This window comes from Bartonella sp. AC10YNML (assembly GCF_042196825.1).
In the GTDB taxonomy this organism is placed as follows: Bacteria; Pseudomonadota; Alphaproteobacteria; order Rhizobiales; family Rhizobiaceae; genus Bartonella.
On the sequence record NZ_JBHIRA010000007.1, the window covers coordinates 49,688 to 72,196 of the forward strand.

The 22,509-nt window shown below is 34.5% G+C and carries 20 protein-coding genes; 10 read left to right on the top strand and 10 right to left on the bottom strand.

Annotated elements, in window-relative coordinates; translation table 11 throughout:
• Nucleotides 1–7: 7 nt before the first annotated feature.
• From tmk to ACFINA_RS05190, 6 genes are all read left to right on the top strand, one after another.
• Nucleotides 8–652, top strand: a complete 645-nt coding sequence (tmk, locus tag ACFINA_RS05165) for a dTMP kinase (protein WP_375606876.1) — start codon at nt 8–10, stop codon at nt 650–652.
• Nucleotides 649–1,692, top strand: coding sequence for a DNA polymerase III subunit delta' (locus tag ACFINA_RS05170; RefSeq protein ID WP_375606875.1), 1,044 nt, complete (start codon nt 649–651; stop codon nt 1,690–1,692). The genes tmk and ACFINA_RS05170 overlap by 4 nt, the downstream gene beginning before the upstream one ends.
• Nucleotides 1,693–1,768: 76 nt before the next feature.
• Entirely contained in the window at nt 1,769–3,328 is a 1,560-nt protein-coding gene (gene metG / locus ACFINA_RS05175; protein WP_375615178.1) for a methionine--tRNA ligase, read from the top strand.
• A complete protein-coding gene (locus tag ACFINA_RS05180) occupies nt 3,318–4,091 on the top strand; it encodes a TatD family hydrolase (RefSeq protein WP_375606873.1) in 774 nt (257 codons plus the stop codon). The genes metG and ACFINA_RS05180 overlap by 11 nt, the downstream gene beginning before the upstream one ends.
• A 10-nt stretch (nt 4,092–4,101) precedes the next feature.
• On the top strand, nt 4,102–4,911 hold the full coding sequence (locus tag ACFINA_RS05185; RefSeq protein ID WP_375615179.1) for an MBL fold metallo-hydrolase: 810 nt from the start codon (nt 4,102–4,104) through the stop codon (nt 4,909–4,911).
• A 109-nt stretch (nt 4,912–5,020) separates the two neighbouring features.
• On the top strand, nt 5,021–5,380 hold the full coding sequence (locus ACFINA_RS05190; RefSeq protein ID WP_375615180.1) for a hypothetical protein: 360 nt from the start codon (nt 5,021–5,023) through the stop codon (nt 5,378–5,380).
• Between the two features lie 289 nt (nt 5,381–5,669).
• Here ACFINA_RS05190 and ACFINA_RS05195 read toward each other — a convergent pair whose 3' ends face one another.
• From ACFINA_RS05195 to pcsA, 3 genes are read right to left on the bottom strand one after another with little or no spacing between them, the layout of a single operon-like run.
• Nucleotides 5,670–6,083 carry a DUF6163 family protein gene (locus ACFINA_RS05195; RefSeq protein WP_375606870.1) on the bottom strand — a complete coding sequence of 138 codons (414 nt, stop codon included), beginning with the start codon at nt 6,081–6,083 and terminating at the stop codon, nt 5,670–5,672.
• The gene (locus ACFINA_RS05200; protein ID WP_375609479.1) at nt 6,080–7,126 is read right to left on the bottom strand and encodes an enoyl-CoA hydratase/isomerase family protein; all 1,047 of its coding nucleotides are present in this window, start codon (nt 7,124–7,126) and stop codon (nt 6,080–6,082) included. Before ACFINA_RS05200 ends, ACFINA_RS05195 begins: the two co-directional genes overlap by 4 nt.
• Before the next feature lie 26 nt (nt 7,127–7,152).
• Nucleotides 7,153–7,965 (bottom strand): phosphatidylcholine synthase, encoded by an 813-nt coding sequence (pcsA, locus tag ACFINA_RS05205; protein ID WP_375609478.1) that lies wholly within the window; start codon nt 7,963–7,965, stop codon nt 7,153–7,155.
• Between the two features lie 185 nt (nt 7,966–8,150).
• On the opposite strand from pcsA, the gene ACFINA_RS05210 reads away from it, so the two are divergent.
• The 4 genes from ACFINA_RS05210 to sodC all read left to right on the top strand — a co-directional run bounded on the left by ACFINA_RS05210 (nt 8,151) and on the right by sodC (nt 11,442).
• Nucleotides 8,151–9,377 carry a UbiH/UbiF family hydroxylase gene (locus ACFINA_RS05210; protein ID WP_375615181.1) on the top strand — a complete coding sequence of 409 codons (1,227 nt, stop codon included), beginning with the start codon at nt 8,151–8,153 and terminating at the stop codon, nt 9,375–9,377.
• 453 nt (nt 9,378–9,830) lie between these two features.
• Complete coding sequence (locus tag ACFINA_RS05215; RefSeq protein WP_375606866.1) at nt 9,831–10,175, top strand: hypothetical protein; 345 nt, start codon at nt 9,831–9,833, stop codon at nt 10,173–10,175.
• On the top strand, nt 10,153–10,509 hold the full coding sequence (locus tag ACFINA_RS05220) for a hypothetical protein (RefSeq protein WP_375606865.1): 357 nt from the start codon (nt 10,153–10,155) through the stop codon (nt 10,507–10,509). Before ACFINA_RS05215 ends, ACFINA_RS05220 begins: the two co-directional genes overlap by 23 nt.
• Before the next feature lie 405 nt (nt 10,510–10,914).
• Nucleotides 10,915–11,442: a superoxide dismutase [Cu-Zn] SodC gene (gene sodC / locus ACFINA_RS05225; protein ID WP_375615182.1), complete on the top strand. Its 528-nt coding sequence runs from the start codon at nt 10,915–10,917 to the stop codon at nt 11,440–11,442.
• Between the two features lie 637 nt (nt 11,443–12,079).
• Here the strand turns inward: sodC and ACFINA_RS05230 are convergent.
• The 7 genes from ACFINA_RS05230 to sufD all read right to left on the bottom strand — a co-directional run bounded on the left by ACFINA_RS05230 (nt 12,080) and on the right by sufD (nt 22,508).
• A complete protein-coding gene (locus ACFINA_RS05230) occupies nt 12,080–13,012 on the bottom strand; it encodes a COG2958 family protein (protein ID WP_375615183.1) in 933 nt (310 codons plus the stop codon).
• A 424-nt stretch (nt 13,013–13,436) separates the two neighbouring features.
• Nucleotides 13,437–16,187: a DEAD/DEAH box helicase gene (locus ACFINA_RS05235; protein WP_375615184.1), complete on the bottom strand. Its 2,751-nt coding sequence runs from the start codon at nt 16,185–16,187 to the stop codon at nt 13,437–13,439.
• A 22-nt stretch (nt 16,188–16,209) separates the two neighbouring features.
• A complete protein-coding gene (locus ACFINA_RS05240) occupies nt 16,210–17,850 on the bottom strand; it encodes a site-specific DNA-methyltransferase (protein WP_375615185.1) in 1,641 nt (546 codons plus the stop codon).
• A gap of 22 nt (nt 17,851–17,872) precedes the next feature.
• The gene (locus ACFINA_RS05245; protein ID WP_375615186.1) at nt 17,873–19,513 is read right to left on the bottom strand and encodes a site-specific DNA-methyltransferase; all 1,641 of its coding nucleotides are present in this window, start codon (nt 19,511–19,513) and stop codon (nt 17,873–17,875) included.
• Between the two features lie 83 nt (nt 19,514–19,596).
• Nucleotides 19,597–19,998, bottom strand: coding sequence for an SUF system Fe-S cluster assembly protein (locus tag ACFINA_RS05250; protein WP_273787976.1), 402 nt, complete (start codon nt 19,996–19,998; stop codon nt 19,597–19,599).
• Complete coding sequence (locus tag ACFINA_RS05255; RefSeq protein ID WP_375606859.1) at nt 19,991–21,235, bottom strand: cysteine desulfurase; 1,245 nt, start codon at nt 21,233–21,235, stop codon at nt 19,991–19,993. The genes ACFINA_RS05250 and ACFINA_RS05255 overlap by 8 nt, the downstream gene beginning before the upstream one ends.
• Nucleotides 21,236–21,245: 10 nt before the next feature.
• Nucleotides 21,246–22,508, bottom strand: a complete 1,263-nt coding sequence (sufD, locus tag ACFINA_RS05260) for a Fe-S cluster assembly protein SufD (RefSeq protein ID WP_375606858.1) — start codon at nt 22,506–22,508, stop codon at nt 21,246–21,248.
• Between the last annotated feature and the right edge of the window lies 1 nt (nt 22,509).

The window sequence follows — 22,509 nt, forward strand, 5'->3', positions numbered from 1 at the left end:
GTCATACGTGTCAGGTTATTTTATTACATTCGAAGGAGGGGAGGGAGTAGGAAAAACAGTACAGATTTCTTTGCTTGCTGAGTATCTCTCTCACAAAGGTTATGATGTTGTTACAACACGAGAACCAGGAGGAACGGCAGGAGCAGAAGCAATCCGACATATTTTATTGTCAGGGAAGATACAACAATATGGACCATTGATTGAAGCTGTTTTGTTTACAGCGGCACGTGTCGACCATGTTACTGAGGTTATCGCACCTTCTTTGCAAAAAGGTAAAATCGTTTTATGTGACCGCTTTATTGATTCTACACGCGTTTATCAAGGCCTCAATGATACCGTCAGTTCTTCTCTTCTTTCTGTTTTAGAGTGTATTGCGCTCAATGGTATTTTGCCTCATTTAACATTTTTATTAGATATGCCAGCAATGTGTGGTATGAAGCGTGCAAATTTGCGAAGAAAAAAAACAGAAAAAATTGATTATTTTGAAAAAGATCAGTTGGAAATTCAAGAACAAAGGCGTCAGGCTTTTCTTCAATTGGCCAAACGGGAACCCCATAGATTTCGAGTCATTGATGCCACTGGCTCAGTGGAAGCCATTGCTCATCAAATAAAAAATATTTGTCATCAGGTATTGTTGGAGCAGCTTTCATGAGTAATGTAAATACCTTACGCCAATATGATGATATTGATACAATTTTATCACCATCCCAGAACAATGTTCTCTTTGGTCATGAGGATGTTCGTCATTTTTTGACACAAATGCTTAAAGAAGAGCGTTTGCATCATGCATTATTATTTGAAGGAGAATATGGGATTGGAAAGGCTACATTAGCCTTTCATCTTGCTTGGAATATTTTAAGTTTTCAACAGAGTTCTTTCCTGAAACCCGATCCTTATTCTACCCCATGGCGCCAAATTACACAAGGAAGTCACCCTGGTCTTTTGTATATTTCACGTCGATTTGATGTGAAAACGCAAAAGTTTAAAACAGGAATACTCGTTGATGATATCCGTGATATTATGCATTTTTTAAGTCGAACATCGCAAGATAATGGATGGCGTATTGTTATTATTGATTCCGCAGATGATATGAATAGAAATGCAGCAAATGCAATTCTCAAAATACTTGAAGAACCACCTACAAAAACGTTATTTGTTATTATCGCACATTCTTCAGGAAAATTGCTTCCAACAATCCATTCACGGTGTCAAAAAATTTCTTTTCGTCCGTTGAATAACGATGAAATGAAAAAAGTTATTATACATATTTTCGCCGATCAGGATTTACCTGATGAAAAAACAATTGAAATGATTATTAAAAAATCTAAAGGAAGCCCTCGAAAAGCCGCTTTACTTATTTGCCATGGCGGTCTTGAAATTATTAAAACAATTGATGCTCTCCTAGAGAAACCTGTTTGTAACGCAACGATTGTACATACTCTTGCACAAACATTTTCATCTGCTTCTTCTACATTCCAATTTCAACAATTTTGTGATGAAATTCTTAATAAAATTCAAAAAAAAGCTATTATGCTCGTTGAAAAGGGAGACTTATTTCTCTCAAAAAAATATGCGGGAAAATGGCAGGAGATTCATCAAGAAATAGAGGAAATACAACTGTTTAATCTCGATAAAAAGCAGTTTGTTATTAACTTACTTTTTAAAGTTCATAAGATCATTCATGAGAATTAGTTTTTCCGTGACAATGCGATGAACAAACGTTATGTCATAATATCTTCTATTTATAGCGTTTTACAACGAGTATGACATGCGTGACACATATTACATAACAACTCCCATTTTTTATCCTAATGGTGCTCCACATATTGGACATGCTTATAGTGCCATTGCAAGCGATGTTTTAGCCCGCTTTCAACGGTTAAACGGGAAAAATGTATTTTTTCTTTCTGGTACAGATGAGCATGGTCTCAAGATGCAACAAACCGCAGCTGCATTAGGCATGACACCTCAGCAACTTGCAGATCGTAATAGTGCGGTATTTCAAAAAATGCTTGCAGTATTAAATTGTTCTAATGATGATTTTATCCGTACGACAGAAGAACGCCATTATCAAGCGTGTCAAGAAATTTGGAAAAAGATGGAAGCAAATGGTGATATTTATCTCGGCCGTTATACGGGGTGGTATTCGGTTCGCCAAGAAGCCTATTATGAAGAGAAAGATACGGAAGTTGGACAAGACAATATCCGTCGCGAGAAGGAATTAGGCTCTCCAGTTGAATGGAATGAAGAAGAAAGTTATTTTTTTAGGCTTTCTCGTTATGAAAAGGCTCTTCTTGAATATTATGAAAAACATCCTGATTTTATTGCTCCACTTGAGCGGCGAAATGAAATTATAAGTTTTATCAAATCGGGTTTAAAAGATATCTCTATTTCACGCACAAGTTTTAATTGGGGCGTTGCTGTTCCTGATAATCCAAAGCACGTAATGTATGTTTGGGTTGATGCACTTACAAATTATCTATCAGCAATTGGTTTTTTCAATGAAAATTCAACAAAACGTGATTTTTGGCCTGCAAATACGCATATTATTGGTAAGGATATTATTCGTTTCCATGCAGTCTATTGGCCAGCATTTTTAATGTCTGCTGGAATTGACTTGCCTAAGAATATTTTTGCACATGGTTTTTTACTTAATCGTGGTGCAAAAATGTCAAAATCTATTGGAAATGTCGTTGATCCTTTTGAAATGGTTGATCATTACGGTCTTGATCAGGTCCGTTATTTTCTTCTCCGTGAAGTGCCATTTGGACAAGATGGTAGTTATAGCCATGAGAGTTTAGTGAACCGTATTAATGCTGATCTTGCTAATGATCTTGGTAATTTGGCACAGCGCTCTTTATCTATGATTGCCAAAAATTGTAATGCACAAGTCCCAAAACCAACTTCATTCTTAGTTCAAGATAAACAGCTTTTAGAACAATCTCTTCAGGTGCTGGAAACTGTACATCAAGCAATGTCTTCTCATAGTATGCATTTAGCCCTTTCAGCTATTTTTTCAATTGTAGCAGATGCCAATCGCTATTTTGCCAACGAACAACCTTGGAGTTTACGTAAAAATGATCGAGATCGGTTTTCTACAGTTCTTTATATAACTGTAGAAATCTTGCGGCGAATAGGAATAATGCTTTTGCCTTTCATACCTCAATCAGCAGCAAAACTTCTTGATAGCCTTGCGATTGCTGAAGATGATCGGTTGTTGTATCATATAAGCCATGCGAAAATTCAAGAAGGACTTGATCTTCCACCACCAGAACCAATTTTTCCTCGTTATATCTTGAAGAAAGAAGATACTCATCATGTTGATTGATACACATTGTCATCTTGATTTTGAAGATTTTTCACAAGATTTGGATAATGTTATCCAACGGGCTTTAGATGCTAACGTTAAACGTATGATAACAATTTCAACCCATGTTCATAAGTTAGATAAGCTGTTAGCTATTGCGCAAAGCTATGATCAAGTCTTTTGTTCCGTTGGAACACACCCCAATCATGCGCATGAAGAACAAAATATTACAGCGGAAGAGCTTATACAGCTCTCGAATCATCCTAAAATTGTTGCGTTTGGGGAAGGGGGGCTTGATTATCATTATGATTACTCTACACCAGAAGAACAAAAGAAAGTTTTTCAAGAACATATCATCGCTTCTAGAGAAACACAGATTCCTCTTGTTATCCATTCACGCAATGCCGATATCGATATGGAAAAAATATTGCGCAAACAGATAAAAGAAGGAGCTTTTCCCTTTATCCTTCACTGTTATTCATCTGGAATGCAACTTGCTCGTGCTGGAATTGAGCTTGGTGGTTATATTTCTTTTTCAGGTATTCTTACTTTTAAAAACGCTCTTGAAATCCGTGAAATAGCAAAAATTGTGCCCCATGAACATTTGTTGGTGGAAACAGATGCACCATTTTTAGCACCTACCCCTCATCGGGGAAAAACAAATGAACCATCTTTTGTATGCTATACAGCAGCTGTTTTGGCTGAAACAATTGGTTTAAGCATTGAAGAAACAGCTCAAATAACAACCCGTAATGCTTTTCGTTTATTTAGCAAAATGAAATAAGGCAAAAGCTATGTGTGATCAATACCGATTTACAATATTAGGGTGTGGGCCTTCTCCAGGAGTGCCAAGACCTAATGGTGATTGGGGAATATGTGATCCGAATAATCCTAAAAATAAACGCTACAGAAGTTCTTTATTAGTTGAACGCATTAAACCATCAGGAAAAAAAACAACAATCGTTATTGATACGGGGCCGGATTTTCGCTCACAAATGATTGAAGCGCATGTGAACCATCTTGATGCTGCTCTTTACACGCATTCTCATGCAGATCATATCCACGGTATTGATGATTTACGCAGCTATGCACTTGCACAAAAATGTTTAATAGATATCTATGCTGACAGATTTACACTAGAACACCTCAAAAATGCTTTCGGATATTGTTTTCAAACACCAAAAGATTCATCTTATTCTCCTATTTTAAAAGAGCATCTTATCAATGAAGATAGCCAATTTATTATTCAAGGGGAGGGTGGAGCAATAAGCGTTAATACGCATTTACAACACCATGGAAATATTCATTCTTTAGGTTTCCGTATCGGAAATGTTGCCTATTGTACAGATGTTAGTGAGTTTCCTGAAAAAACATTATCAAAATTAATGGGTTTGGATGTTCTCATCATTGAAGCCCTTCAATTTAAATCTCACCCAAGTCATTTTTCTGTTGATCAAGCATTACAATGGATAAAATATTTAAAGCCAAAACAAGCAATACTCACACATATGGATAGATCGCTGGATTATAATGCAGTCGTAAATTACGTTCCATCCTCTGTAAAACCTGCGTATCAGGGCCTTACTTTCGAAACAACTGCATAAGTTTATTCATACAATATTTTACGTTAAATAAAGTTTTTTGAAGATTATCCTTTATTTTGTTTTATTTTTGACATAAATGTCACTTTTTTATGTTTAAAATGAGGTTTTTATGTATAAGAATTTTAAGCGGGGTGTATGTATTGCCGTTTTAGCAGTTTCCTTAACAGCATGTGGGGGGCGTTTAGAAAAAAATATTGCAACGACAACATTACATGATGGATCAATGAGTTGCACCGATATTCAACGGGAGTTTTTTGCTAATAAACGACAGATTAATGATACAATTAGAGAGCGTTCTACAGCAAGAAATAAAAATGTAGCTTTAGCAGCGGCAGGTGTTGTATTTTTACCTGCTCTGTTTTTTATGGATCCTAAATCCAGTGAAAGCAATGAAATTTCGGCTTTAAATAATCGTAATGCTGTTTTAAGTGATCTTGCACGTATAAAACGTTGTAAAATAGTACAGTAATTTTTTTTATTTATTATATGTAATTTTATTATCACTATTTTTGGTCTTTAAGGAATATACTTTAAAGACCAAATTTTATTTTAAAAGTAAATTGTATGATATAAATATGATGATGTTTTAAAGTAGGGTTTTCTTTTGGGATAAAGGATTTATCTTCTGTATCATGTTATCGCATAATATATATTATGGAACTTTTTAGAAAGGGCGTATTTTAATATATAAGAATAGAAGTTTGATAATTGAGGTGAATATCTTTTACTTATTACTTAAAAAACTTTTTGATGACTTTTCATAATGGTTTTTTATTTTTTACTCTTTTTAAAAAAATCATCATAATTTGTAAGATAATAAAAGCTAAAAATAATATTCCATGAAACAATGGTACAAAAGGCTGATAAATAAAATCGGAATAATATATTGCTATTGTTTCAATCAATGCGGCAACACACCATAAAATAATGCCCCATAGTGAATACATCCAAAGACCAATTAAAGCAATAGGATAGAGAATAGCCAATATAGCTGATGCAAATTGCCACTGCCAAGGCATAAGGTCAAAACGCCATAAAACACCTGGAAAGACCCCCACAAGGCGTATCCAATAAAAAATACCTAGAACTAAGCAAATAAGTGCCAAAAACCGTAAGTAACAGTTATAGATTAAATTGATTTTTGAAATCTGTTTGTGTGAATTATTTTTCACAATAATAACTCTTGTTCAACAGGTTGGAAGTAAGAATCTACCATTTCATCTGTCACATTTGAAAGTTTATCTGGCTGCCATTGAGGTCTTTTATCCTTATCGATTAACATAGCACGTATACCTTCATAAAAATCATGTGAATAAATCATATGATGCGCTATGCGGTTTTCAATTTTCATACAGTCTTCCAACGTTTGAGATGAATTTTGTTTCATTTGTTTCCAAATAACTTTTAAACTTGTCGGAGAACGTGACTGCAAAATATCATAACATTCTTTAGCAAATAAAACATCTTCATTGCTTTTTTTATGTAGCAACTCAAGACATTCTTCTAAGCTGTGGGCACTAAAACAACTGTTAATAATACAACGTATCTCATGACTCGTTTCATAATCTTTTGTAATTGCTCGCTGGTTTAAAGCTAAAGTGGGATCTCCTTGCTCAATAACAGCTTTTCTAACCCTATCGAATTCAATTTCAGAAACTGCATGTGTTGCTAATCCTAAATTTAAGCAATCTCCCCACTTTATGCGTGCGCCCGTTAATGCAAGATAGATGCCAAAATGATTGGGAAGAGATGGTAAGAAAAAACTTGCACCTACATCTGGGAAAAACCCAATCGCACCTTCTGGCATAGCAAAAACTGTATTTTCTGTAACAATTCGATGCGAACCATAGAGAGAAATACCTACCCCTCCCCCCATCCAAATACCGTTTAAGAAAGAAATGTAGGGTTTTGAAAAATGTTTGATATAAGCATTTAAGCTATATTCATCCCTAAAGTATTGACAAGCAGAGGCACTTTTCCCCATATGATGGATTTCCACAACATCTCCACCAGCACAAAAAGCACGACCCTCCCCTTCAATTAAGACACAAGAAACATTGTCATCTGTTTCCCATGTTCTGAGAGCTTTTCTTAAAGCTGAAACCATTCGTTGATTAAGAGCGTTTAATGCTGAAGGACGCGTGAGCTTTATAATACCAGCACATCCTTCTTTCGTAAAAGAAATATCATCACCTGCTCCAAAGTCAATTTGCATCTTACACCCTTTTAAAAACAACTATTTCATTGTTTTTTTATATTCCCCCCCCCAAGTTGAGGAAATATTTGCATGATTGCACCAATACAATATATATAAATTCCTGTCACCGAAATTCCTATTTTAACCCAATACGGAGCCTCTAGTTGATAAAAGAAGGCAGAAACACCAAAAACACACCATAAGAGAAAAATGGGAAAATTAACTCTACGTAAACGAAGGACTCTTACTGGATGAATAAAATAAATTGGTAAAAAAGATATAATCGCCGATAAAACAATAATGATAAAAGTAATCCACTCTCCTGGCCTGACGACAAAAAGCGTAAAAATCATCATATTCCAAACAACAGGAAATCCTTTAAAAAAGTTTTCTTTGGTTTTCATACTAGTATCTGCATAATAAATAGCAGATGAAATAACAATGATTGCACTCAATGAAAATGATAACCCTACCCCCATAAAACCACTTTGATAGAGTGCAAAGGCAGGAATTAAGACATAAGTCACGTAATCAATAATATTATCTAACAGCTCTCCAGACCATGTTGGAAGAACGTATTTAACATCAAGTTTGCGTGCAATTGGTCCATCTATACCATCAACGAGAAGGGCAAGCCCAAGCCAACAGAACATAGCTGTCCATTCTTTTTGAGAGGCTGATATAAGAGAAAGAAACGCTAAAAATGATCCCGAAGCTGTTAGTAAATGAACGGAAAAGGCCTTTGCTTGTGGCATTGTTACTTTTTTATGGCGTAATAATTTAGCATTTGTTTTGATTTTCTTTGTTAGTTTACGTTTCAAGGTTTTCTTATCCTCGTTTTTAAAGTCTTCAATCATCTATCAATACGCCATTTTTTACCGATGATATAACTCAACATTTTAAAAAATCATAAAAAGGTTACTTTTTTATATCGCATTATTTATTACATACTATAATAATAGAAGAGCTTCATATAATAAAAAGAGAGTGATCATTTGGAAATGTTAAAATATTTTCTCAATGGAGAAAGGTTCAAACAGTTGTGATCTTTGAAAAAAACGAGCATAGAGATATTGCTGTTATTGGTGCAGGTCCTGTCGGAATGTTAGCTGCGCTGAGTCTTGCACATGAGGGGCTTTCTGTTTTTCTTGTTGGGCCCCCTGCTCATACAGATGAGTTACGAACAACTGCTCTTATGATGCCTGCAATACGCATGCTTCAAAAACTCAATATTTGGGATAATCTTCAAAAACATGCAGCTGCTTTATCGTCCATGAGAATTATAGATATAACTTCTAGAATTGTGCATGCTCCTACGGTACATTTTTCTTCTGCTGAAATTGGTGAAAAAGCTTTTGGCTATAATATACCTAATGTAAAATTAAACAGTGCTTTAGTCGATGCTGTTACACATACGCCTAATATTACAAGATTTGTTTCTGCAGCCAAATCTGTTCATCATACAAAAAACCATGTATGTATTACTCTTGCTGATTGTAGAGTCATTCAAACACCACTTGTTGTTGCAGCCGATGGGCGTCACTCTCTTACACGTGCCGCAGCAGGGATAAGTGTCAAACAGTGGAATTATCCACAAAAAGCACTTGTTCTCAACTTTTCTCATGAGTTTTCTCATCAAAATACATCAACTGAATTTCATACAGAACACGGTCCATTTACACAGGTTCCACTACCAGGACGAAGATCTAGTCTTGTATGGGTTGTTCATCCTTCCCTTGCTGAAGAATTATTGAATATAGAACCAAAAACAATTGCAAAAATGATCGAAAACAAAATGCAATCAATGCTTGGAAAGCTAAGCTTAGAAACATCAATTCAAGCATGGCCGCTTTTCGGACTTCTTTCTCATCATTTTGCTGCTAACCGAACAATTTTAGTCGGTGAAGCCGCTCATGTTTTCCCCCCTATTGGAGCACAGGGATTGAATTTAGGATTGCGTGATGTCCAAACTTTAATTGATATTTTACCCAATAAAATATCCAACTCTAACACTGAAATGATTGTTGCACATTATAACAAATGCCGCAAACCAGATATATTAATCCGAAGTGGAGCTGTTCATACACTGAACTCTGCTCTACTTTCTCATATGTTGCCTGTTCATATCATACGAAGCATTGGGCTTGGTTTGTTACATAGTTTCCCGCCATTACGTAATTTATTTATGCGCGAAGGAATGTATCCCGGTTATGGATTCAAGGAAATTATGCAAATATTTCCAACAAAATCATCTAAACAACTCTACTAAGCAATAATGGATAATAACGTAAAATAAAAAATAATAAATTGCATTTTTAATCATATCTATTACTGATGTAAAAAAATATTTTTGTTCTTTCTAAGAAGTAACAAATTATATTAAAATAATTAATTATATTTATTTAATTTATTTGTAATAATAATATGTATAATTAATATAACTATACATTTATTTTTTATTAAATAATTATTATATATATTAGTATATTGATATGAAATAAGATAAAACTGAATTATATACTACAAATTAAATAATAAATATATCTTGCTAAATCATAGCTGTTAAATTTAGAACTATAAAGAAAATGAAAAACAGTTTTATTTAATCAATATATTTTCAAAACTTTTTATTGTTAATTATAATATTAAAAATAAAATCATCTTTGGAACCTGTTAGTAACACAGAGGTTAATGAAGTGTTGTTTCAACAAATGGTAATAAGATGACACTAAATAATTTTTTGAAATTAAGTACTTTTTTTATAATGATTGCATGTGTCTCGTTGATAGTCACGACTTCAATAAGTGAAGTTTTCCACCTTCCTTATTGTCAAGCCTTTACCTATAGCTCTACTCAAAAGGTCACTAAAATAGGTCAGAACTCATTTACTGCTTCACAAGTTAAAAATTGTCTTATGCAAAATGGTTTTGAGAATATTAAACGATTACGCTTAGATGACAATGGTATCTGGCGTGCTTTGGTAAAATTTAAAAAGTCCCATTTTTTCGTATCCGTTGACTATTCAGGAACAGTTAGCATTCAAAATGAGAGAAAAGAATATGATTGATTTTAAAATTTACAGCAACGTTTCTTTTTACAGCCGTAAGAAAAAAAAATTAAAAAAGTGCCGCCATTCTATTAAAGAATTTGCTTTTATTGGCGGTTTAAATGGTAGCCTATCAGGAGCTATCGCGGCAACTCTTGCAACTTATGGTTATATTGCTCTTCCAGGATTTGGTCCAATTATTGCAATGGGTATAAGAGTAGCACTTTCTTCCGGAATAATAATAGGAGCACTGATAGGATCAGGAATGGGAGGGAGTGTCGGTATATGCTGTATTTTATGGGAAATTTATACGAATCATAATAATTCTTTCTCTTATAAATTTCATAATAAATAGAAACTCCTCGTCATTTTTTCTATGAAAAACAATTAAATCATCAACAAATTATATGTTATTTTTTTTGATGAAACGATCATCATATTATAAATGAAATAATAGCTAACTTACTAGAATTCCTTATTATATCTCAAAAAGTAGATTTTTTAAAAGCATCTCTTGAAGAAATGTAAGTGAGATATAATTATTCATCCATAAAGCTGTATTTTTTATAGATCAAAAAATAAAAATTATGTTCAGAAATATATAAACATATTTTAATTTATTTGCTCTTTATAAGAACTAATATTTCTATGTAAATTATTTTTCTTAAAGTTCAATTTAAGACACTTATATAAGATATAATTAGTATAGATTATTATTTATAGATAATAATCTATTTAAAGGTAATTATAAAGGTATTTTATGAAAAAAATATTATTATCATTATTGTTTTTTATGGCATTTTTAATTCATAAAAATTCTGCATTAGCACTATCAAAACAAATAAATATTTATAAATTAGAAAATAACAATTCCAAAAAGGCTATTGGTAGCATTAAAATTGAAGAAAATACATACGGTTTAGTTTTCATACCCAATTTATCTACTTTACCAGAAGGGATGCATGGTTTTCATGTACATGTAAACCCTTCATGTGATACAAAAGATGGCATAATAGGTGGAAGCGCGGGTGGACATTATGATCCAGAGCATACTGGGAAACACTTAGGACCCTATAATATCAATGGTCATCTTGGTGATTTACCGGCACTTTATGTTGATAAGCAAGGAAATGCCGTAATGAGCGTTCTTGCTCCACGATTAAAAACAATCTCTGAAATTAAAGGGCGCTCATTAATAATTCATTTAGGAGCTGATAATCAATCAGATAAACCATTACCGCTTGGCGGAGGTGGAGCACGTTTAGCGTGCGGTATTATTGAAAAATAAATAGAATATTATGTTACACACACTCTCTTGAGCATAAGATATGATAGAAATTTATTTTTTAAATCCATTTCAAGAAATGAAATAAACTATGTGAATATTTTATAAAATTGATATTTCTTTTTAAATATTTAATGCAGAGAATAAAGAACTTAATAATAATCAGAACGAACAGAAATCGGAAACAAGGAAAGAGCAGAATAAATTTTCTGTAAGAAACTTCAGTATAAGGAGGAAATTTTTTCAATGCTTGATGTTATGTTAAACAGAAACAACAAAGTTTAATTTTACTTTCTACAATACAAAATATGTAATGAATTATAATCATTAAATCTAGTATCTAATGGGATCACATCTCTTGCACAAAATAGAACACTCCAAACAGAATTTCCACACGCCCCTTCCCTATCGCCTCTCTCGTGAGATGCACGAAAACAACCTTGATTGATTAACACCAATATAAGATAGTTTAAAATGATTGAATGCTATGATATTCAGAATTCTCATTTAAGTCAAAAATACCAATTATCATTATAAATCAATGTATTACCTAAATATAATCATCAAATAAAACCATGAAAGTAATTTTTTATCACTCTACAAAAAGAGCCTTTAAACAATAGAGCTTTTTTAATACTCCTCATGGATCCGTATGATCCCAATCCAATGGACGCATTTCACCAGTTTGATAAAATTGACGAATGAGTTTAATATAATCAAGAAAGTCTTTATTTTCTACCACTAATCTATTAGCAGTATCCCAATCAATATCACTACGTTCTTTCGCTGGAATTATGATCTCACTCTCGGAAGAATTTTCTTTATCAAGCCTTATAAATCCAATTCCATGCAAACTTGAAAGCATCCGAAGCTCTTTTAATGTATCAATACCTTCAATTTCACTCGCAACTAAATAGCTCAAATTAGCCCATGAAGAATTGCTAACTGTTTGAAAAAATGCTTTCCGTAAATTTGAACGATTAATGAGAATTTTAACTTCAAAAGACCAAAGCTTCGTCTTTTTATCAAAATATTGCAAAACACAGTCTTTGATTTCACGATTCCATTCCCTGCTTAAATCTTGTATCCCTACGAGATCCGGATAAAGCCATTTATTGCCGCCTGCACCATGTTTATTACGAGAACATTTCTCATTAATGCGCTTGCTGTAAACTGCAAGCTCTGACCATAAAAATTTAGATACTAATGGATAAAGATCACGCTCTTTAACAGAAGAATCTCTACTTTCTTCATTGTCCTCTACTGCATCAATTTCAGCGCTATCTGTTTGTTTAGTAAAATAATACTGCCGTGGTCGTCCTTCAGTGGTTTTAATTTCTGGATAACGCTTTTGTAGCTGAGGACGTTTTGCTCCTATTTCAGCGACAATTTGCTGAATAAGAGCTGCATCACTGTTAAGGGGAGTGATTATTGCGGTTGAACGCTTTTGTTTTTGGTGGCATTTTTCTGGATAATTCTCAAATATCCATTGAGCAATTTCTCGAGCTGTAAATTTTTTTGTCGGGTTTTTCTTTAAAAAATTAAAAACAGTGTTTGTTAAATTCAAAGTCATATGTAAAGTAGCCTACTTTTATCTTCTGGATATTCCATTATATTCAGATATTTCAAAAGAGAACACAACAAACTGTCTATTTTTTTTGAAAAAAGCTGTCTATAAAATTAAAATATTTTTTCTGAATTTGTGACTACAAATTCAAGGTTTTGTTTCATATAAAGAAAGTAAGCTTCTATTTTATCAAAAATCATAAATGGGCTGAAAATCCCCATAAAAAAGCATAATATTGTATAATTTCCCTATAAATTTTTCCTTTTACTTTAAGTTAGTTAGAAAAAAATAATAATTTCATGATTTAAGAATTAGCTCATATTCTTAAATTAATGGTGCAACAGGGAACAAAATTAAAAATAATATTCAAACATTTGATTATTTCTCGCATCGACCAGTTAAAAAACTTATGTTTTTTTAAAGCAAAAAGTTATGTGCTCTCAAGTATAGATTCTGAAATGGTAAATTCTGCACATAAACCTTCAAAACTACTATTTGCTTTAATAGCATCATGGGGAATAAGAACATAATACCATTTTTTACCACCGTAAGTAGCTGCATAATGCGTTGCATGACAACACCATTGAACTGCAGCTTGTTTCTTTTTTAAAACAATAGCGTTTTGTATTTCAGAAGCTTTTTTAGGTTCACAAAGATATTTGGCATCCTTCGTTTCTACAACAAAATCTGGTTCATAGGCTGATCCTTTATCATATTCTATCTTGAAAAAACCTCGAGCGGGTTTCATCCATTTCAATACTTTTGCATCGTCTTCTAATATTTGAGCAAATCGTAATTCCCCTTCTACTGAGTCAAACTTTTGCAAAGGGTAACAACATTTCCTAAAGCCGCTGAATATAAGTTTTTTAATGTCTCTTTTAATGGCAGGAATATTACGAAAATCAATAGGAGATGTTCCTTGCGGCAAAACATAATGGATAGGTGTTAAAGTTGTAAAACCTCGTGTAACTTTAATCTCATAATCTTTTTGTGTTTCCCATTGATGTTCTCTTAATTGCGCAACAATAAAAGTATTAATCTTATGCTGATAGTGAATTAATACGTTCTCAACAGCTATATCATTGGGTAAATAAGATTGAAAATGCTCTACCATCTGACAAGCCAATTTTCGTAATAATGGCGTATGGCTATCATAATCGATAAAATCATTATCAATAAAACCACGAATGATGTAATTTTCAAGATGAGGTTCTTTAATATATTTATCTTTAGAAGTGAGAAAAATGCTTTTATGGGTACGCAATTCTCGAATTAAAAGTTCTTTACTAACAGGTTGCAAATTTAAACTTTCTAGATTCTCCAAATCAAAATCAGAAAAACCATAAGTAACCTCACGCGAAGGAATGAGTACAATATTAGGAATATCTATGATCAGTTCTGGTAATTGTTTTGTCAGAATTGTAACCACTTTTGACACAAGAGACTTTTGTGCTAGCGGTATAATACTCATAATTTTATTATTCATTTTTTCTTGTATCGGTGCAGAACAAAGCATTTGAGAACTTGGTAAATTATCATTTTCTTTAATAATATCCCATGCGATAGCAGCAATTTCTTGTTCTTCAGAGGTTAATGTGGGTGAATCCGTATTACGTAACATGATACCGTGTAAATCAGATGTTCCATTTATATCGGAATGACGTGTTACTATCGTTTTTATAAATAAAGCTTCTGCTTGACTTGGAACTGTCACTATATCCGATTTTTCAGAGGATATATCACCCCCTGTTCCAATCTCAATATGCTTTTTTATAATTGAATTCGGATCGTTCGCACGATCAATAATATCTTGAAAACGATCATGCGCAATGATTGTTAAACGATCAATAGATTCTATGCCTGTTCTATGCCCATAAGGCAAACGCAATCCACGCCCAATTGTTTGTTCTGTTAAAATTTCTGAAGCCGATGCACGCAACGGTACGATAGTATAAAGATTGCTAACATCCCATCCCTCCTTTAATTTATTAACGTGAATAACAATTTCTGTTGGCTCATGAGGATTCTCAATCACAATGAGTTTTTGAATATTTTGATCTTCCTCTATATTTGACTGTTTTGTATGAATCTCTATAACTTTTCCCTTATAAGCTCCTGCAAAAAAATCATCTGATTCCAATAAATCACGCAATTTCTGTGCATGATTTGTATCTTGAGCGACAACTAAAATAAAAGGCTTAACAAATTTTTTGTTATAATCTTTGGCATAGGCAATTAAATCTGCTTTCACGTTTTCATGGGCATGAATTGCATCTTGTAATTTAATATGTTCTAATTGTTCAGATGTATAATTTTGAGGATGAAAGTCTTTACGTGTAGCAACAGCAGGCTCTTTTACAAAACCATCTCTCATAGCCTCTGCAAGTGAATAACTGTAAACAACATTTTTAAAATCTACAGGTTTTGCACCTATTGTTTTCGGTGTCGCTGTAAGTTCTATTCCTAAAACAGGTTTTAACTCATTAATTGCTGCTGCACCAGCAGACGCTCGATAACGATGCGCTTCATCCATTAACAAAACTAAATCAGGAAGATTTACGAGATAATCAAAATAACTTTCACCAATCGTTTCTTGTAAGCGTTTAATTCGCGGAATACTAGATTTTAGTGTGCCTTTTTTATTATCCGTTGTATTAATTTTAGAAATATTAAAAATATTGATAAAGGCCGTATCCCGATTTTCAAACAAACGTTTTTGTCCGTAATAGTGGTGTTCATCAGCGCGAATACCTTTACCACTTTCATAATCTTCACCTGTAATAATAATGGGTCTATTTGCAATGAATTCACTTATTCCACTGAAAACATACTTCGGACTTTGAGGACTAAAATCCTGTTTTAATTTTTCATAAATAGTCAAGTTTGGCGCTAAAACAAAAAAATGTCGGCTACGACCTGTTAAATAAAGATAGCTAATAAAAGCTCCCATAAGTCGCGTTTTTCCAACTCCCGTTGCTAAGGCAAAACAAAAAGAGGGAAAGCTTCGTTCAAAATCTTGTACAGAAGGATAGAGACTTTTTATTATTTCTAATTTCGAAACTAAATCAGCATTTTTAGAAAGCTCTATATTTTCTAAAATTTTCACCAAAATATTTAATGATTCACGTTGAGGATCACGCAACGATAAGCGAGCTGAAATCCTTTTTTCAACACTGTTCATAAAAAACTCCGCTTTTTATATATTATTCAAATAGATCTAATTCTTGTTGCGCAATATCTTTATCTTTGTCGCTTTCTTTTACCACAATCATTGGTTCAAGATTGGCTACATTTAAACTATAATCATCCCTTCCCCATTCGCATTTTTCCAATACTGCACGGGGGATTTTTGTAAGTGTAAGATTCTCAAAGGATGATGATTTTGTATCAAAGGCTGTACAACAAATCAGCAGGGTCCGATGAGAGCCCACTTCTTCGCTCATGATACGGAGTTGTTCATGGGTCATGGCGCTCGTTGTGACATAAATATAATCCGTTTCCGTTGAATATCCCTGCATCCAATAATGATTTTCATCCGGCGCATAGGTAAATCCCATATGTTTGCACATAGCTTCTGAAAGCATCGCAGCATTATATTCGCGGCTAATAATCCATTGTCCCCATGGATCTTTCTGCAACAGAGAAGGTGCAAGGCGATAATAGCGAAATCCACCGCCACCTTGCCAATTGATACTTTTAGAAATTCCCCCTTGATCAGTTCCATCAATTACTTGTTTTAAACGAGGAATAATGTGCGTATGACAATGTTCACCAAGTTCAATCATAATCCACTTGCGGCCCATTTTATGAGCAACAGCGCCGGTCGTACCAGAACCAGCAAAGGAATCCAAGACAAGATCACCAGGGGTGGTGGCAAGTTGAATGATGCGTTCCATTAATCGCTCAGGTTTAGGAGTTGTAAAAACATTATCAGAATTAAAGGCTTTGACTTCTTTTTTGGCGTCTTGGTTGTGCCCTACTTCCGTATAGGGCCAAATCGTCATTGAAACCATGCCATTCTTTACTTCTGATAAAAAACGCTTCAAAGAAGGAACATTGCTTCCTGTGGGGCCAAACCAAATACGATTATCTTTCAATAATTCAGAGAATTTTTTCTTGCTAAAACGCCAGCTCGTTCCAGCAGGAGGATTCACCTTGCGTCCAGAAGGTGTGATGATTTCATAAATGTCCTTAGGTGTTACTCTTTTCACGGATAAATCTCCCGATTTCCATAACCCACGAGGATCATTATCAGGATTTTTATAGCGCGCATCCATATCGCTTGAACGAGGAAGTAAATTAGGGCGCCAAATCGTTTTGTCTTTGGCATAAACCATTATAAAATCATGGTTATCGGAAAGCCACTTTGTATCATTCTGTGGGGCATATTTCTTTTGCCAAATAATATTGTTGATGAAATTTTGGCGACCAAAAATTTCATCCATCATCACTTTTAGATAGGCTTGTTCATCATCATCAATGGAAATCCAAATACTTCCATCTTCCGCCAGTAAACGATGTAACAATTCTAGCCTGTCTCTCATAAGGCTGAGCCATAGGGAATGCTCCAAACCATCTTCATAATGTTCAAAGGCATTGCCTGTATTATAAGGTGGATCTATGTAGACACATTTTACCTTCCCCGTATATTCTTGCTCAAGTGCCTTGAGTGCGAGTAAATTATCACCAAAAATAAGTTTATTATCAAAAATATCCTGTGATGATATTTGATGCGCGGCATGATAAGATTTTTCAAGATCTTCTAACAATATACGAGGTTCCAGTTTGGGGCGTTTTTCTTTTCCAATCCAGTTAAGTTCTAATTTTTGTTTATTACGGCTCATTCGTAACCTGCCTCGTTGATATTTATCCAAATAGATCTAATTCTTGTTGCGCAATATCTTTATCTTTGTCGCTTTCTTTTACCACAACCATTGGTTCAAGATTGGCTACATTTAAACTATAATCATCCCTTCCCCATTCGCATTTTTCCAATATTGCACGAGGGATTTTTGTAAGTGTAAGATTCTCAAAGGATGATGATTTTGTATCAAAGGCTGTACAACAAATCAGCAGGGTCCGATGAGAGCCCACTTCTTCGCTCATGATACGGAGTTGTTCATGGGTCATGGCGCTCGTTGTGACATAAATATAATCCGTTTCCGTTGAATATCCCTGCATCCAATAATGATTTTCATCCGGCGCATAGGTAAATCCCATATGTTTGCACATAGCTTCTGAAAGCATCGCAGCATTATATTCGCGGCTAATAACCCATTGTCCCCATGGGTCTTTTTGCAACAGAGAAGGTGCAAGGCGATAATAATGAAATCCACCGCCACCTTGCCAATTGACACTTTTAGAAATTCCCCCTTGATCAGTTCCATCAATTACTTGTTTTAAACGAGGAATAATGTGTGTATGACAATGTTCACCGAGTTCAATCATAATCCACTTGCGGCCCATTTTATGAGCAACAGCGCCGGTCGTACCAGAACCAGCAAAGGAATCCAAGACAAGATCACCAGAGTTGGTGGCAAGTTGAATAATGCGTTCCATTAACCGCTCAGGTTTGGGAGTTGTAAAGACATTCTTAGAATTAAAAACTTTAACCTCTTTTTTGGCATCTTGGTTATGCCCTACTTCCTCATAAAGCCAAATGGTCATTGAAACCATACCATTTTTTACTTCTGATAAAAAACGCTTCAAAGAAGGAACATTGCTTCCTGTGGGGCCAAACCAAATACGATTATCATTCAATAATTCAAAGAATTTTCTTTTATTCATAGCCCAACTTCTACCATTAGGAGGCATTACCTTGCGTCCAGAAGGTGTGATGATTTCATAAATATCCTTAGGTGTTACTCTTTTCACGGATAAATCTCCCGATTTCCAAGGACCACGAGGATCATTATCAGGATTTTTATAGCGCGCATCCATATCGTTTGAACGAGGAAGCAATTGAGGGCGCCAAATCGTTTTATCTTTGGCATAAACCATTATAAAATCATGGTTATCGGAAAGCCACTTTGTATCATTCTGTGGGGCATATTTCTTTTGCCAAATAATATTGTTGATGAAATTTTGGCGACCAAAAATTTCATCCATCATCACTTTTAGATAGGCTTGTTCATCATCATCAATGGAAATCCAAATACTTCCATCTTCCGCCAGTAAACGATGTAACAATTCTAGCCTGTCTCTCATAAGACTGAGCCATAGGGAATGCTCCAAACCATCTTCATAATGTTCAAAGACATTGCCTGTATTATAAGGCGGATCGATATAGATACATTTTACCTTCCCCATATATTCTTGTTCCAGCGCTTTGAGCGCGAATAAATTATCACCAAAAATGAGTTTATTATCAAAAATATCTTGGGTAGATACTTGGTGCGGAGCGTGATAAGATTTTTCAAGATCTTCCAATAAAATACGAGGTTCCAGTTTGGGGCGTTTTTCTTTTCCAATCCAAGTGAGTTCTAATTTTTGTTTATTATAACTCATGCGATCGCCCTTAAATTTAAACGCTTGTGAAAAGTAAACAGCTTATTCATGAATGGCTAGATTAGAGTCTCTTAACAATACTTTTAGTACCATCCGACAGCAATTTGAGCTTCTTCTGACATACAATCAGGTGTCCATGGTGGATCAAAAGTCATAGTGACTTCAACATATGAAACCCCTTCAACTGCACTAACTGCATTTTCTACCCACCCCGGCATTTCACCTGCAACAGGACATCCCGGTGCTGTAAGAGTCATTTCAATTTTTACTGAACGATCATCTTCAATATCAATACGATAAATCAGTCCTAGCTCATAAATATCAGCAGGAATCTCTGGGTCATAAACTGTTTTGAGAGCAGCAATAATATCATTTGTCATACGATCAATTTCGTCTGCTGGAATTGCTGATATGTAAGATTTTTTATTTTCGCTTACAGTTTCAACGGATTCTGTAGAATGACGCTCTTCAATTGATTCAGCCATTAAAAAATGTCCTTGTTTCTTGCAATGCTTCTACTAATTGATCTATATCCTCTTGAGTGTTATACATGGCTAACGATACGCGGCAAATAGATGCTAGACCAAAGCGCTGTAATAAAGGCTGAGCACAATGAGTTCCGGCGCGGATTGCAACTCCTCTTCTATCAATAAACATAGCGATATCATGGGCGTGAATCCCTTCAATTGTAAATGATATAATAGCTCCTTTATTGGGAGAATGACCATAAATACGCAATGACTCAACCATTTTAAGTTTTTCCTGCGCATAAGCTAAAAGGGACCTCTCATGGGCATGAATCGTGCTACAACCTTTCTCTTGTATATAATCAATAGCCGCTGCTAATCCAATAGATTCAACGATAGGAGGAGTGCCTGCTTCAAAACGGTAAGGAGGAGCATTATAAAAAACCTTATCGGTTGTTACCTCCTCGATCATTTCCCCTCCCCCTTGAAAAGGACGCATTTCTTCTAATCTATCTTCTTTACCATACAGAACACCAATACCAGTAGGTCCATAAAGCTTATGACCTGTAAAGACATACCAATCACAATCGAGATCTTGCACATCAACGGTTAAATGTACTGCCCCTTGAGAACCATCAACAAGAACCGGAATAGAATTTTGATGTGCTCGCTTAATAATCTCTTTAACAGGAGGCACAGTTCCTAATATATTGGACATATGCGTTATAGCAACAAGCCGCGTTTTTTCGCTTAAAGACTTTTGGAAATCTTCAATGTGCAGAACACCATTTTCATCGACAGGAACAAAAATAAGTTTAACACCTTTTTGTTCCCGAAGAAAATGCCAAGGAATAATATTTGAATGATGTTCCATAATCGTTAGAACAATCTCATCACCTTCCTTGAGTTTAGGCATAGCCCAACCATAAGCAACAGTATTAATAGCTTCTGTTGCATTTTTCGTAAAAACAATCTCCTCCGCTTTTTGTGCATTTAGAAAAACACGAACGGTTTCACGAGAATTTTCATAGGATTGCGTTGCTGCATTGGCTAAAAAGTACATTCCCCTATGCACATTAGCATAACTATAGTGATAATAATTATTCATTGCACTGAGTACTGATTGTGGTTTTTGGGCAGAAGCAGCACTATCAAGATAGGCTAATCGCTTTCCATAAACTTGATGGTGCAAAAGAGGAAAATCACGCCGAATTTCTTCTACATTATAAGTAAATGTTTGTACGTTATTTTCCATTTTTTCCACCTTAAACATTTTTTTCAAGCCATTTACCAATGATATTCTCCAAAATAATCTGAATATTATCTTGCTTGATGTCATCAATAAGCTCAGAGATAAATCCTTTGATTAAAAGTGCACGAGCCGTTTTAAATGGAATACCGCGCGCCATGAGATAAAAAAGATAATCATGATTAATATTAGCAACTGTTGCACCATGACCGCATGCAACATCATCAGCAAAAATCTCTAATTCAGGCTTTGCATTAAATTCTGCATCATCTGAAAGAATAAGGCTATTACAAGCCATGCGTGCATCTGTTTTTTGCGCTTTTTGAGAAACACGTATTATTCCTTGGAAAACACCAACAGCCTTATCTGTAACCACATTGCGTATAATTTCGGTTGATGTTGATTTTTCTTCCACGTGACGAACAGTCATTGTAAGATCACTATGTGTTTGTCCTGATAATAAATTTATGACGCGTAATTGAAAGTCAGATTCTTCTCCCTGTAATTCAATATCGATTTCTTGGCGATTTAATTGACTCCCTATATTAATGACATAAAGTGATAACTTCGCTCTTTGATCAAGAACAGCACAAAATCGACCAAATTGTGTAGAATTAAAATCACGATTGCGAATGAGAATCCACGTAACATCACTATCAGCAGCAACATTTAATGAAAATATTGAACTGACAAAGGTATCTTTATCATTGCCAACCTGATGTTCAATAAACATAACTTGACTATTTTTATCAACTTTTATATCCGAAAAAATATGAGATTGTCCCCCCATTTGTATATTTTGTAACTCAATGGGGATATTTAACTTTGTATTCTCAGGGATGTGAAAAAGCCAACCATCTGTAACAAAAGCTGTATTTAACTGTCCAATAAAATCTTCATCAGAAATGTTTTGATTTATCTGTAAAGAATTATCTTCTAATGCATCTGAAAGGCGTTTTACTGCAATATTGTCTATCTTTGACTCTATCGATGTTTTTCCATTGTTTATGGAGAAAACAGCACTTTCTGAAAGCAATGCATCAACCAATTGATTGTCTTGAACTTTTGAAAAATTGCTAATAGACTTCAGTAAGGTACGCAGATTGGTATAATGCCAACTTTCGATTTTACGGGAAGGAAGCCGTGTCGTTTGAAACTGCTCAATAGTTTTCTTGCGGATTTCCTGTACAGCTTTATCACCAGGTAAGTGGTTTACATACTGATTAAAATTACTGAGTATATTTTCTTCAACCGCTAACAAGTTTTGCTGTGCATTCATA